General features: G+C 58.7%; 10 protein-coding genes. 3 read left to right on the top strand and 7 right to left on the bottom strand.

The annotated features are described in order from the left end of the window. Window positions 1-54 precede the first annotated feature (54 nt). On the top strand, window positions 55-540 hold the full coding sequence (locus AAAB35_RS13310; RefSeq protein ID WP_340668749.1) for a VOC family protein: 486 nt from the start codon (window positions 55-57) through the stop codon (window positions 538-540). 29 nt (window positions 541-569) lie between these two features. On the opposite strand, the gene AAAB35_RS13305 is transcribed toward AAAB35_RS13310, so the two are convergent. The 6 genes from AAAB35_RS13305 to AAAB35_RS13280 all read right to left on the bottom strand — a co-directional run bounded on the left by AAAB35_RS13305 (window position 570) and on the right by AAAB35_RS13280 (window position 9,380). Next, window positions 570-4,361 (bottom strand): AsmA-like C-terminal region-containing protein, encoded by a 3,792-nt coding sequence (locus AAAB35_RS13305; protein WP_340668750.1) that lies wholly within the window; start codon window positions 4,359-4,361, stop codon window positions 570-572. Between the two features lie 124 nt (window positions 4,362-4,485). Further along, window positions 4,486-5,895: an FAD-linked oxidase C-terminal domain-containing protein gene (locus tag AAAB35_RS13300; RefSeq protein WP_340668748.1), complete on the bottom strand. Its 1,410-nt coding sequence runs from the start codon at window positions 5,893-5,895 to the stop codon at window positions 4,486-4,488. A 219-nt stretch (window positions 5,896-6,114) separates the two neighbouring features. Further along, on the bottom strand, window positions 6,115-6,480 hold the full coding sequence (locus AAAB35_RS13295; RefSeq protein WP_340668747.1) for a DUF2185 domain-containing protein: 366 nt from the start codon (window positions 6,478-6,480) through the stop codon (window positions 6,115-6,117). A gap of 8 nt (window positions 6,481-6,488) precedes the next feature. After that, window positions 6,489-7,442 carry a hypothetical protein gene (locus AAAB35_RS13290; protein WP_340668746.1) on the bottom strand — a complete coding sequence of 318 codons (954 nt, stop codon included), beginning with the start codon at window positions 7,440-7,442 and terminating at the stop codon, window positions 6,489-6,491. Between the two features lie 95 nt (window positions 7,443-7,537). After that, a complete protein-coding gene (locus AAAB35_RS13285; RefSeq protein WP_340668745.1) occupies window positions 7,538-8,425 on the bottom strand; it encodes a dienelactone hydrolase family protein in 888 nt (295 codons plus the stop codon). Between the two features lie 7 nt (window positions 8,426-8,432). Further along, entirely contained in the window at window positions 8,433-9,380 is a 948-nt protein-coding gene (locus tag AAAB35_RS13280; RefSeq protein ID WP_340668744.1) for a DMT family transporter, read from the bottom strand. Window positions 9,381-9,526: 146 nt separating this feature from the next. Between AAAB35_RS13280 and AAAB35_RS13275 the strand changes: the two genes are divergently transcribed. Next, window positions 9,527-9,997 (top strand): Lrp/AsnC family transcriptional regulator, encoded by a 471-nt coding sequence (locus tag AAAB35_RS13275; RefSeq protein WP_340668743.1) that lies wholly within the window; start codon window positions 9,527-9,529, stop codon window positions 9,995-9,997. Between the two features lie 39 nt (window positions 9,998-10,036). Here AAAB35_RS13275 and AAAB35_RS13270 read toward each other — a convergent pair whose 3' ends face one another. Beyond that, window positions 10,037-12,376, bottom strand: coding sequence for a glucose/quinate/shikimate family membrane-bound PQQ-dependent dehydrogenase (locus AAAB35_RS13270; protein ID WP_340668742.1), 2,340 nt, complete (start codon window positions 12,374-12,376; stop codon window positions 10,037-10,039). Between the two features lie 246 nt (window positions 12,377-12,622). On the opposite strand from AAAB35_RS13270, the gene AAAB35_RS13265 reads away from it, so the two are divergent. Continuing rightward, window positions 12,623-13,764, top strand: a 1,142-nt coding sequence (locus tag AAAB35_RS13265) for a UvrD-helicase domain-containing protein (RefSeq protein WP_340668741.1), incomplete at its 3' end; no start/stop codon positions are given.

Genomic DNA, 13,764 nt, shown 5'->3' with positions numbered 1-13,764 from the left:
CCGTACTTCCGTTCGTCCTAGGAGCAGTTGAAATCAATTTGAGAGGAAGGATATATGCCAGCCAACCAGAAAATCACGCCATGCCTTTGGTTTGACGGAAACGCAGAAGACGCGATTGAATTTTATTTGTCGATTTTCAAGGATTCGAAAGTCCTGCAGATTACCCACTGGGGCAAGAGCGTCCCCGAAAAGGAAGGGTCCGTACTCGTCGTCAAATTCCAGTTGGCCGGGGAGGAATATGTCGCTTTGAATGGTGGGCCGCAATTCAAGTTCAACGAAGCAATCTCTCTCATCGTTGATTGCGGCAGCCAGGAAGAGGTCGATTACTACTGGAATAAACTGACGGCGGATGGCGGCGAACCTGGACCTTGCGGTTGGCTGAAGGACAAATTCGGCCTGTCTTGGCAGATCACGCCATCGGTGCTCATGGAAATGATTCAGGACGAGGATGTGGAAAAATCCACCCGTGTCATGAACGCGATGATGGAAATGGGCAAAATAGAGATTGCCCCGTTGCAACGCGCCTATGACGGCAATTAGCGCTGAACAATCACGCAGGGATCGGGACGCTAGAATTTCGGTTCGAACGTCTTCAGGAATTCGTCGACTGACTGTTTGTTGATCGTGCCTGATCCCGGTGACGGGGCGGTTGGCGCACCGCCCTGCCCCTGTTGGCCCGTGGGCGGTGTCAGCCCCTGTTCGAGCGCTTTCTGGGCCGCAGCTTCCTCGGCGGCGCGCTTTTCGGCGGCTGCCCGCTCTTCGGCAGCGCGTTTCTCTGCCGCTGCGCGCTCTGCCGCTTCCCTTGCCTCCTGCTCGGCTTTCAGCCGCGCCTCTTCCGCGAGACGTTGCCGTTCGTCAGCCCGCGCCTGATAGAGTTGGGCCTCTCGGCGCAAGCGCTGCTTTTCGACGAGGACCGCCTGCATTGCTTCAACTCGCTGCTGCTCGCGTTCGAGCGCGCGCTGGGTCAGGAACTGCTCCAGTGGCTGCTGGTTCAGTGTGACCTTCGGCGCGGCCCACGGACCATAGAGGCTGAACTCGACGATCGGATCAGCGCCGGCTACCGTCGATTTTCCAGGATCGAAAGCGAAACGCCCCTGTGATGCAACAGTGAGGTCCGGAAAGTTGACGCGAAGATCAGCAGCCAGAGTTGCCCCTTCGCTCGCCAGCTGGAATGTCGATGTGCGCGCCATGCCGCCGGCGATCGTGAAGGCAAATTCAGCGGCGCCCGCCTTGAACTCACCCGTGTTCAAATACCTTGCGATCGAGGCGTCGATTGTTGCCGACGTAACCGGTCCATCGGCCGCATCCGTATCCGCCAGGATCGGCTTCAATGCTGCGGGGTTGAGCGCATTGATTGCAAGGTCGACGACCGAAACCACGCCTGATCCGGCCACCGATTGCATCATCTCGGCGATTGAGGTGCCCGTTGCATTGACCGAAGCGGAGATTCGCGTTTTGCCGCGCAGCGGCACGAGCGGTATTATGTCCTCGTCAGGCTTATAAAGGGTGTCGAGCGCGGTTCCATCCAGCGTAAACTGTCCCGTCGCAAGTCCCGTGCCGCTGGTATTGCGCAGTTCGAACATGCCGGTGAAGTGGCCGCCAAGAATATCGCCGTTTGCATCGTCGAAGCGCAGCGATCCATCCTTCAGCGCTGCGCTCGTCTGAAATTTCCCGATCATCCCGAGAAAACCGGCATCCGCCTCATTGGCATTGAGCTTGAGCTTGAAATTGAGTGGAAACAGGGGTGCGCCGGAAAACGTGGTGACGGGCCAAGGCTCGCGGACCTCTCCCTGGAGGGCACCCGTTCCGAGCATGAAGTCGGCAAGCGCGGCCAGATCGAGGTGCGCAATACTCACGTCGCCCTGAATATCGGGGGTCTGGTTTGCAATCTCGAGCCCGAGCCTTCCGCCAATTTTGGTACCGCTCACCTGGCCCGCAAGATCGGGCAGGACGAGCTTGCCCTTGGCAAGTTGAAAGCTGCTGGCCAGGTCAACAGGCATGCCGTCGCCGAAGCCAGGAAGCGTATAGCCCGCGGTTGCGATATAAGGTTCAAGGTCCGCCGCCTTGATCGAAGCCCTTCCTTCACCGCTCAGGAAATCGCCGACATCCCGAAAGACTCCATCGACCAGCGCTTGCCCGTCGGATGATTTTAGCGACAGCTGTGTTTGCAGCCCGTCCTTCTCATTGCCCTTCAAGGCAAGGTCGGCTTCGAGACCGCCCGCAAGCCCAAGCGGCAGGGCGGGAAGGCCGATGAGCGCCATCAATGCTTCGGCCTGCTCGCTGCGCGCGTCCATCGTGAGTTCCAGCGTCCGCACCCCTTCGGTGTTCTTCGAGGTCGTCCCGGAAAGCGTGACATCCATCCCGCCAGTCTTTCCGGCTGCACTCAGGGAGAATTCGTTGGCCCCGCCCTTTCCCTGCAAGCTATTGGCGAGAACATTGAGCTGGGTTTCCTCGAAAAGGCCGGGATAGTTGGCAGCATGCTGGCTGAGCGACCGGATGAAGGGAAAATCAGGGAACTTCTGTGCCACAGCCTTGATAAAGGGAGCGAGATTATCGGAAAGCACCGTCGAATCGATCGAGCCCGATGGCTCCGCCTTGAAAGGCTCCAGCTTACCGGTCGCCGTGATGGTCGCGCCGGCGATATTGCCGATTGTCAGGCGATCGATATCGAAAACGCCATCACGCAAACGGAACGAGGTGTCGAGCGTTTCTGCTACGAGCCCGCCATGGGTTACGGGCCCGGCTTTCAGATGCACGTCGAGATCCTGCCCGCGCAATTGCGGCGAACCATCGGCGGATGGGCTGCCGTTGTTGCCGAAGATCGCCGCGAATGCTTCGAGTGCATCCGCGTCAAGCGCGCCGCCCTCGAGCACCAACTGCGTCAGCGGCAGCGACTCGCCCTTGCCACTGCGCAGCAGCGAACCCTTGAGTGAGGCACCGCCGAGAGCGACCTCCAGATTGTCGATCTTCTGCAAATCGTCGCGCAGGCTGACATCGCCGGAAAAACCTGCACCAGGCAAGCGACGGATGGCCTCGTCGACCGAATTGGTCAGCCAGGCCGCGAGCCCCGACGGTTGGCGTGAAGCCACCAGTAGCCTGCCGTCGAAGCCGAAATCACCGCCAACCGTCAAGGTGCCTTTCGCCTCGAATTGCGTACGCCCAGGCAGTTCGGCCCGCAACTGGTTGATCGTCCAGCCATTACCGGATGGCGCCGCATCGATGGTGACCGAGCGGATCGTCGTATCGCCTGCGACGATAGCTGGAAGCTTGAGATCGATGGTGCCCGGCACGGTCGGGATCGGCAATTGGTCCATGAGCCGGCGGAACACAGCCATGCGCTCGGCTGCGGTTGTTGGCGTCGGCGTGGCGCCTTTTGTCGGTTCCGCTTGCTCGGCAAACGTGACTTGCTGCCCGTCGGCCTTTACCTCGAAGTGCGGATTGTTGCCATAATCGAACAAGGCATTGCCATTGACCACGTAGGGATCATCCACCGGCCCCTGCTCCATGCGAAACTCGGGTATCGTAACCTTGCCGTGGTCGGCCTCGAAGCGCCCGGTGACCCGCAGGCTCGACAGCAGCGGCTTCTCTTTCTGGGGCGCCGACCTGGAGCCGGCGACAGCGGCAACTTCATCAGCCGAGCGGATGGCAATGCTGCCCGCATATTTGAGGCCGCTATCCCGCAGTGTCACCTGACCATCGGTTTCGAACGAGGCCGGAACGCCGTCCGGAGTGACGCGTGTGCGCAGGTTCATCGTGCTATCGGGTTTCACCGCACCGGTGGATGCGGTGACAGCCATCTTCTTGCCATTGAAGAAGAGCGTCCCATCGAAGCTCCAAGGCCCCGACAGATCGTTCGCCGCGAGCGTCGCATCGAGACTGGTGATTGTGCGCGTCGTTCCCGTTGACGCATCGCGTATAACAACCGATCCGTCTGTGATGCGCATGTCTTCAAGCCGGACCTGTGCCGAATGAAACGGCGTGCGGGGGCGGATGGCCCAGTCGAACGCCCCGTCCTTGTCGATCCGTACCGTGGCGCGCGGCTTCTCGACGTGCATGTCGAAGATCAGGATTTCGCCGCGCATGAAGGGGGCAAGCTCCGCATCCATCGAAAACTTGTCGATCGTCATGACTGGCTCTGACTTGGGATCGCCGACCCTCACATCCGAAAACGTCACTGACGGAAACGGCAGTAGGCGCGCGCTCGCGCTGCCCGCAACGGTCACGGGCCTGCCAAGCAGCGCAGAGGCCTCCCGTTCGAAGGACGAACGATAACCGGCCCAGTCGACAAAATAAGGCACCACCAGTGCCGCCGTCAGCACCAGGACGAGTAGACCACCAAGGAAAACAAACAGGCGTGCCAGGTTCTTGCTCCGATCAATATGTCTTGGCCGCTGCGACAGTCGATTGCCGGCGGAGGCGTGGCAAGCGTCCAGCCTGCATCCGATCCTCAGAAAATGGTTCAGCGCCCCGAATCAACTTGCGAGCTCAAAGTCGTAAGATCTTGCCGGGATTCATGATATTGCCGGGATCGATGGCTCTCTTGATTGTTGCCATCACATCCACTGCGCCGCCAAGTTCCGCCCTGAGGAACTTGATTTTGCCCTGCCCTATGCCGTGCTCGCCGGTACAGGTCCCGTCCATCGCAATGGCCCGGAGATTGAGACGTTCGACAAAGGCTTCCACCTTTTGAATCTCGTTGGGGTCTTTTTCATCAAAGAGCACGAGCACGTGGAAGTTGCCGTCTCCGGCATGACCGACGATCGGCGCAATCAGACCGCTCGTCTCGATGTCCCTCTCCGTCTCGACAATACACTCCGCCAGCCGGGAGATCGGCACGCAAACATCCGTCGACAACGACTGTTTTCCGGGCGCGAGCGTCATGCACGCAAAATAGGAATTGTGACGTGCCGACCAGAGTTTCTCGCGCTCTTCGGAATTGGCGGTCCACCTGAATTCTCCGCCGCCATTGGCCGCGGCGATTTCACCGAAAAGCTCGGCCTGTTCCGCAACGCTGGTCTCACTGCCGTGGAATTCGAGGAAGAGATAGGGGGCAGGCTCGTAGTCGAGCTTCGAATAGGAGATCATCGCCTGCATTTCGAGCTGGTTGACCAGTTCGATGCGCGCGACAGGAATTCCCATCTGAATGGTTTCAATAACCGTATTGCAGGCGCTCGCCAGATCAGGGAAAGCACAGATTCCGCCGGATATTGCCTGCGGAATACCATAAAGCTTGAGCGTGAGCTCGACGATGATGCCGAGGGTACCTTCGGAACCGACGAGCAGTCGGGTGAGGTCATAACCCGCAGACGTCTTCTTGACCCGCTTCGACGTGGTGATGAGACGGCCATCCGGCATTACTGCCTTGAGTGCGAGAACGTTTTCGCGCATCGTGCCGTAGCGTACGGCATTCGTTCCCGAGGCACGGGTCGCCGCCATGCCCCCAAGGCTCGCATTGGCGCCAGGATCGATTGGAAAGAACAGACCGGTGTCACGCAGATATTCGTTGAGTTCCTTGCGGGTAACACCGGGCTCGACAACGACATTCAGGTCTTCGCTATAGACCTTGAGGATGCGGTTCATGCGCGCGAGGTCTATCGATATCCCGCCGGCGGGCGCATTCACATGTCCTTCGAGCGACGTGCCCGTTCCGAATGGGATGACGGGAACCTGCCATTCACCGCAAAGGCGCACGACCTCCTGTACGTCCTCGACCGATTCAGCAAAGACCACCAGATCAGGGGCCTGGTTCGGAACATAGCTCGTCGTATGGGCATGTTGCTCGCGGATGGATTTACCTGTCTGCGCATTATCTCCAAAACGCTTTTTGAGAATTGATACGACCGTTGCGATTCCATTTTCGTTGCGCAGCAATGCCTCTGCGTCTGCCAGTGCCATTTCAGTCTCCACCCTTCCACACATCTCTCCAGGCCGAAACTGCCACGAGGATACGATGCGCGTTCGCACAATTTAACCGCCACTCGCGTTCCGAAACGACGACCGGCGTAACAATCGAGGATTCGTCGATTATGAAGGCATTTTCAGGGAATGCACGTGACTTGTCCAGTTGTAACTCGGTGTGAAAGCCACTGGTACAACGCGTCGCAACGACACGTGTCAGGCGCCCTCCTCGTCATCATCGTCTGGATGCCAGTCGGTAACGGCAACGAAGCGTTCCTGCTGGCCTGTCTTCTCGAATACGCTGCCGACGGGGGCGTCGAGCAGCGGGATGATGCTCGGATCGTAATTGGCGATGGTATTGACGTCGAAGATGCCACTGTTCTCCGGATCTTCCATGTAGTCATCGCTTTCGAAGCCGGAAAGGAAGCGCCAGCCGCTATCGAACTCGTTGTCCGGATCTTCGCGGTACATGAAACGGACCGGAAAGCCATCAATGGTAATCGTGTCCGTGGCAATGCAGCCACCATAGTTGCGAATCAATGGCCGTATCTGGTCTTCACTGAGTCGATAGCTCTTTTCCATGCCCAATTTTAATTGATCGTCATGGATTTGGCTAGTTTGCGAAAACGCTCGGCAAATTTGTCCTTCTCGCTATCGCGGACGATCAAGATGGCGCGAACATATCGGCTGGCCTCGAAGCGGGCGATTTGGGCAACGTAAAGGGGATCGCCGCTTGCCGCATCCTTGGCGCTACCGTCGATCTCTACCCATTCTGCGCCATCGGCTTCGGAGCTTGTTTCATTATCCGACCGCACATCCTTTATCCCGGTCAGCGAAGCGAAAGCTTGCTTCGCGAAATCCATACGTGCGGCGGGTTCCGGGGCCGTAGTGAGATTTGAGGCAATGATCACCATTGGCTGTGTCGAGTTCGTTGCTATATCGTTTGCGCCATCCGTAAGAAGAAAGGTTGCGCCTGCGATCACGCGGACAGGACGAAATCCCGCCGTGTCTGAGAGCTTGAAGGGCAGAGCCGCTATCTGTTCATCGAGGCTCGGCGGTGCTCGAACAACAATGGTACGCAACGCCTGGTCGACGTCGGCATCAGACAGGCCTCCAGGAACCCCTTCCGGAATTTGTACGGTGACCATGGCCGTCGTTGATTGAGCCCCGATGAGCACGATCCATTTGCGGTATTTTATTCCGGACGCCATCTGGCTGCCGCGCGTGAGCTTGGAAACGACAGCGCCCTGAACCGGCCAGTTCTCGGGCGGGCCGGCTGTCTCGATTCCGGTCTCGCGCAAGCCCTCCGGATTGAATTTCGCCGCCAGTGCCGCATAGGCATCGACCGGCATTTCCGTAACGACGACCGACGTTCCCTTCGCCGCATCTTCAAAGCCGCTGAAATTGGTGGAGAGCACGAGCCCCGGCGGGGGAACAAGTCCAATGCTCGAACCGCCAGGGAAAACCACGCCCTCGGCATGACTTGCCTGCATGCTGGCGAGCAGCAGAAACATAAAACCTAAGGCAATGGTGACCAATCGCATTTGAGGTTCCTTGCATCGACGTCGTCCAGAAGTAATGCCCCTCGACGGTTCCCGCAAGCTGTTGGTCCCGTTCGCTGTTTCGCGACGATCTTCGTCTAGCTCAAGTTCTTCTTGAAGAAGGCGATCGTTCTGCCCCAGGCAAGGTCGGCCGCCTTCTTGTCATAGCGGGCCTCCGAGGTATCATTGTTGAAGGCATGGTTCGCACCGTCATAGATGAATACCTCGAAGGTTTTCCCGTTCGCCTCAAGTGCCTTCTTGTAAGCGTCGATTCCGGCATTGATGCGGGTATCGAGGCCGGCATATTGAAGGAGGAGCGGCGCCTTGATCTTCGGCACGTCCTCGGCTTTTGGCTGGCGGCCATAGTAAGCCACTCCTGCTCCAAGGTCAGGAGCATTCACCGCAAGGTCATTGACGAGCCCGCCTCCCCAACAGAAACCAACCACGCCCACCTTGCCGTTGGTGGCCTTGTCGTTCTTCAGGTATTCGATTGTTGCGACGCCTTCGGCAATCGCGGTGCTGGCATCAAGCGCGCCGATCATTTCGCGGGCCTTTTCCTCATCCCCGGGTGTGCCGCCCGAAATGGATAAGAGATCGGGCGCAAGTGCGACAAAGCCTTCGAGCGCAACCCGCCGTGCAACATCGCGGATATGATCGTTCAAGCCCCGGTTCTCATGAATGATGATGACCCCGGGCAGCTTGCCTGACGCGTCAGCGGGGCTCGCCCTATAGCCTTTGATATCACCTTTCGCTCCGGGAAAGACGACATCTTTCGTGCGCAGACGCTTGTCGTCAGCGGCAATGATGGCGGCCCTCGCGGAATTTGCCGCCAGCATCGGTGCGATGATGGCGGCAGCAGCGCCGGAGCCGGCAAGCTTGGTCAATTTGTCCATGAATGAGCGGCGATCGAGCGTCAGATGCGTATACTCGTCGTAAGCATCGACCATGGCCTGCGTGATTTTCGGAGTAGCCTTAGGTTCGTTCATGACAGCCTCACCCTTGATCGGGGGCGAGGCGCCGACCATTCGCATCACCCTTCAAGCGGTGCGAAAGGATGCCGGTTGAAAGGGCAACGCCAAGCCCGGTTATCAATGCTGCTGCAATCTCCCAGACACCGACCGGTTCGTCAAGGAAGACGGCGCCGCCCACTGCTGCGAGAACAGGGGTCAGGGCGCTGAAGGCTGCAGCCTGGCTGCCGCCGAGCGAGCGCACGGCAATACCATAGGCCAGCATGGCTGCGAGACCCGACAGAATGCCCTGACTCAGGAATTGCAAGCCAATCTCCGGCAGAGGAACGCTGAGGATCGTCGTGCCGAACACAAGGGCAAGCCCAAGATGAATGATGAACGACCAGATTGCGATCAGCGCACCGCCTTCAACGGCAGAGAGACCCGAGCGCTTGAACGCATGGGTATACCCGGCCCACAGAACGGCACCGAGTGGCAGAAGGACAAAGCTGATCCATGATATCGCATGGCTGCCGAGCGCGATGGCGAGCAGGATGGCAAGACCGGCCGCGATCGCAGCAAGGCCAAGCCAGCGGCTCAGATCCAGCCGCTCACCGAACAGGACAACGCCGATCAGTGCGGCTGCAAGCGGCATCGATCCGCCGAGCAGCACGCCGACTGCGGAGGCAGGCGTCGAATGAATGGCGAAGGTGGTGATCTGGAAGAAGACGGCACCTGCCCCGCAGGCCATGATGGCGAGTAGCTTAAGCGGAACACCGCGTGGAATGAGCCCCGTCCTCAGCCAGACGGGAGCGAGAACGAGGGCGGGAACGCCATAGCGGATCAAGCCAAGATCAATGGTGCCGAGATGGGTTCCACTGCTGTGTCGGGTGGCGACGATCCATGTTGCCCAGATAAGAATTGTAACAAGCGCACCGGCATAACCGGCGGTAAGCGAATTCGATGTCTTCAATTCGGGGGCAAGAGCAACCATTGGAGTGTCCTTTCAATCCGTCCGAAACCGCGTTCGGTCGAGAGAACAATATTCCAAATGACGCGAGCATGTCCTTGCAAGTTAATGCCATTCAAACTACCATGACAGCAACTTTAGGTAAGACTTATGTCGATAATTGGTGGTTTATGCCAAATCTAGATAATTTCGATATCGGCATTCTCGAGGCTCTCCAGAAGGACGCTCGTGCGACAAACGTCGAGATTGCCGAGAAGGTAAACCTCTCGCCATCCCCTTGCCTGCGACGGATCCGCAACCTTGAAAAGTCAGGCGTCATTCGTGGCTACCGAGCCGATATCGACCGCAAGGCTGTCGGGCTCGGATTAACGGTATTTGTGGAGATAAAGGTGGGCCAGCACAGCCGCGAAAATTCGGAAGCGCAGCAAGCCGCCCTTCTGGCAATGCCGGAAGTGACAGCCGCTTTCCTTATCTCAGGGACAGCGGATTTCTTGGCCGAAGTGGTTGTCGAGGACCTCAGCGCCTATGAACGGTTCCTCACGGAAAAACTCCTCGTTCTGCCGGGCGTCGCTGACATACGCTCCAATTTCGCCATCCGCACCGTGAAAACCGGCACGCCGCTGAAATTGCCGCATCGTTGATGGCGGCGCGTACCCCCGCCATCATGGTCCGTCATGATCTTACTTCGGTAGCGTATAGGCGATGACGTAATCGCCGGGCTTTGTTCCGACCGACCCGTGACCGCCCGCAACCATGACGACATATTGCTTGCCGTCAGCGAGCGCATAGGTCATCGGCGTCGACTGGCCGCCGGCAGGCAACCGGGCCTCCCACAACTGCTTGCCGTCGGTGAGGTCGTAAGCCCGCAGATAGTTGTCAACGGCCGCGCCAAGGAAGGCAACACCGCCGGCCGTAATCATCGGGCCGCCGATGCCCGGCACCCCGACCTTGAACGGCAGAGGAAGCGGTGAGGAATCACGGACGGTGCCGTTGCGCCGCTTATAGGCGATCTTGCCGGTGCGCAAATCCGCTCCGGCGACATAGCCCCAGGGTGGCGCCTGGCATGGCAGACCAAGCGGTGAGACAAACGGGCCCATGTAAACGGCATAGGGCGCACCCTCATTGCGATTGAGGCCCTGTTCACTGCCTTTCGTGTTGGCGCCGGGCGGCGGGACGTCGGCACGTGGCACAAGCCTCGACGTGAAGGCGAGATAGGTCGGCATGCCGAACATGACCTGCCGCGCCGGGTCGACCGCAACGCTGCCCCAGTTGAACACCCCGAAATTGCCGGGATAGATCAGCGATCCCTGCAGGGAGGGCGGCGTGTAGCGCCCATCATAGCGCAGCCGGTGAAACTCGATGCGGCAGGCGAGCTGGTCAAACATCGAAACGCCCCACATGCTCTTGCCCGTCAGCGGCTCCGGCATGAACGTAAGGTCCGAAACAGGCTGGGTGGGTGCGCTGAAATCGCCCTCGATGGCACCTGACGGAGCCGGCACTTCGTTTATCGGTACGATTGGTTCGCCGGTGCGCCGGTTCAGAACATAGATGTCGCCCTGCTTGGTCGGGCCAACCAGCGCCGGCACGGATCCCGTCGCCGTGTTGATGTCGACGAGTACCGGCTGAGCAGGTATGTCCATATCCCAAAGGTCGTGGTGCACGGTCTGGCGCACCCAGCGCATCTGTCCCGAGTTGAGGTCGAGTGCAACGATCGACGAGGAAAATTTCTCGACGTTCTCGCTACGCCCTGCCCCCAGTTGGTCGGGCGTCTGGTTGCCTAGCGGCACATAGAGGAGGCCGAGCTTCTCGTCGGCACTCGATACCGACCAGCTGTTCGGAGAATTGTGCGTGTATGTCTGTCCTTCCGGCAACGGCGTCGTCACGTCCGGGTTGCCCGAATCCCAATTCCAGATCAGGGCGCCCGTATTGATATCGAAAGCCCGGATGACGCCCGACTGTTCGTGGATCGAATAATTGTCATTAACGGCGCCGCCAACGATGATCTTGCCTGCGGCAATGACCGGTGGTGACGTTGAATAGTAGTATCCCGCCGGATTATACGGCATGCCCTTTTCGAGATGGACGGTGCCCTTGTCGCCGAAGGACGGGCAAACCTGACCGTTCGCAGCGTCGAGCGCAATGAGACGGGCGTCGGACGTCGGCAAATAGATCCGTTCGGCGCAAGGCTGCCCAGCCGTCAGATTGGGATCGGCATAATAGGAAACGCCACGGCAGGTCTGATGCTGCCGGTCGGGGTTGAGACCGACATTTGGGTCGAACTTCCACTTCTCCGTTCCGGTCTCCGCATCGAGTGCGATCGCCCAATTATGGGGAGTGCAGAGATAGAGCGTGTTGAGCACCTTGAGCGGCGTGACCTGATATGTCGTTTCCCCGACATCCTCGGGCAGCTTCACGTCGCCGGTCTGATATTGCCAGGCCAGCTCAAGGTTCCCGACGTTCTCGGTGGTAATCTGCTTAAGCGGGGAGTAGCGCTGACCATAAGGCGTGCGACCATACTGGTGCCATTCACTGTCCGGCACGTTGCCGCCAAGGTCGGGCGTCGCAACGATAACTTCCTTGCTAAGCTCACCTTTAATCTCGAACGGATCGCTGGTCATCGAATAACCGGCAACACCGAGACCGGCAATCGTGGCTACAACCAGAGGTAGTGCCGGAAACCAGTCGGAAGGCGACGTGCCCACTTCTTCATTCAACTCGCGCCGGACCCATGGCGTCAGCAACCAGAGCGCGAAAAGCATGATCGCGCCGCCGCGCGGAGCAAGCTGCCACCAGTCGAACCCGATTTCCCAGATTGCCCAGGCTAGAGTGCCGACGACCAAAACGGCAAATATGTTCAGAGCTGAATTACGCTTGCGAAAGAGCTGGATAGAGGTGGCAAGAAAGGCGATGGCAGCGATGATGTAGTACCAGCTGCCACCGAGGATTGCGAGCCATACACCACCGACGCCAAGCGCTGCAGCAATGATGAAGAAAACGAGCGCCGTCAAAGTGATTGCCAAGGGTCGGGGTCCTTTCCAAGCTCAATCAGGTTCGGAGGCTCTGGCGTGCGGCTGCGAATGCGCCGGCGGTTGCCCGAGTCTGCTCTAAGCAAAATGGGTAAGCCTTTAATTTGGTTGAAGCAACAGCATCGATGCCACAATTCAACCGGAAGTTTTCAACTTGAAAAACCACACCCAACACGTCCGTTCTCTTTTTGTATCGCTTTTATCTGGTTTTTCGATCCCGAATCATTACATTGGGATGAAATGGCCGGATTGCCTGACGATATTCCCTTCTTTGATGAACCTGATGTGCCACGCCGGCCTTCGGGGATAGCTGCACGCGCCATGCAAGCGCGTGGAGCGCCGCCTTATCTCAATGGACTGAATCCCGAGCAGCGCCTGGCGGTCGAGACAACAGAGGGCCCGGTGCTCGTCCTTGCCGGCGCTGGTACCGGCAAAACGCGCGTTCTCACCTCGCGCATTGCGCATATCCTGTCACTTGGCAAAGCCTATCCAAGCCAGATCCTCGCCGTGACCTTTACCAACAAGGCGGCGCGCGAGATGAAGGAACGCATCGGTGTGCTGGTCGGCGGCGCCGTCGAAGGCATGCCCTGGCTCGGCACCTTTCACTCGATCGGCGTCAAGCTGTTGCGGCGCCACGCGGAACTGGTCGGCCTTAAATCCGATTTCACCATCCTCGATACGGACGACGTCGTCCGTCTGATCAAGCAGATCATTCAGGCAGAAGGGATTGACGACAAGCGCTGGCCGGCGAAGCAGTTCGCGCTGATGATCGACACCTGGAAAAACAAGGGCCTCGGTCCTGCCGAGATACCGGAAGGCGATGCACGGGCATTCGCCAATGGCAAAGGACGCGAGCTCTATACAGCCTATCAGAACCGGCTGAAGACGCTCAATGCCTGTGATTTCGGCGATCTGCTTTGTCATCCGATCCGCATGTTTCGCGCCAATCCGGACGTACTTAAGGAATATCACGCGAAGTTCCGCTATATCCTCGTCGACGAGTATCAAGATACCAATACCGCGCAATATATGTGGCTGCGGCTGATTTCGCAGGGCTCCAAGAACGTGTGCTGCGTCGGCGACGACGACCAGTCGATCTACGGCTGGCGCGGCGCGGAGGTGGACAATATCTTGCGCTTCGAGAAGGATTTTCCTGGCGCCAAGGTCATAAGGCTCGAGCGCAACTATCGCTCGACGGCGCACATTCTCGGCGCCGCCTCATACCTGATTTCGCACAATGAAGGTCGGCTCGGTAAGACATTGTTTACCGATGCGGCAAATCCCGAAGACGCCAAGGTCAATGTCCACGCCGCATGGGATTCCGAAGAGGAAGCGCGCGCCGTCGGCGAGGAAATCGAGCAGGCGCAGCGTCGGGGCCACAA

It is taken from the genome of Phyllobacterium sp. (assembly GCF_037994425.1).
In the GTDB taxonomy this organism is placed as follows: Bacteria; Pseudomonadota; Alphaproteobacteria; order Rhizobiales; family Rhizobiaceae; genus Phyllobacterium.
The sequence above is the reverse complement of the archived record's forward strand: the minus strand, read 5'-3'. Positions and strand labels throughout refer to the sequence as shown.

Bases quoted from the DNA above. Each gene is read 5' to 3' on its own strand.
- AAAB35_RS13295 (WP_340668747.1), bottom strand. From the start codon at position 6,480: ATGGAAAAGAGCTATCGACTCAGTGAAGACCAGATACGGCCATTGATT.
- AAAB35_RS13310 (WP_340668749.1), top strand. From the start codon at position 55: ATGCCAGCCAACCAGAAAATCACGCCATGCCTTTGGTTTGACGGAAAC.
- AAAB35_RS13290 (WP_340668746.1), bottom strand. From the start codon at position 7,442: ATGCGATTGGTCACCATTGCCTTAGGTTTTATGTTTCTGCTGCTCGCC.
- AAAB35_RS13275 (WP_340668743.1), top strand. From the start codon at position 9,527: ATGCCAAATCTAGATAATTTCGATATCGGCATTCTCGAGGCTCTCCAG.
- AAAB35_RS13300 (WP_340668748.1), bottom strand. From the start codon at position 5,895: ATGGCACTGGCAGACGCAGAGGCATTGCTGCGCAACGAAAATGGAATC.
- AAAB35_RS13285 (WP_340668745.1), bottom strand. From the start codon at position 8,425: ATGAACGAACCTAAGGCTACTCCGAAAATCACGCAGGCCATGGTCGAT.
- AAAB35_RS13280 (WP_340668744.1), bottom strand. From the start codon at position 9,380: ATGGTTGCTCTTGCCCCCGAATTGAAGACATCGAATTCGCTTACCGCC.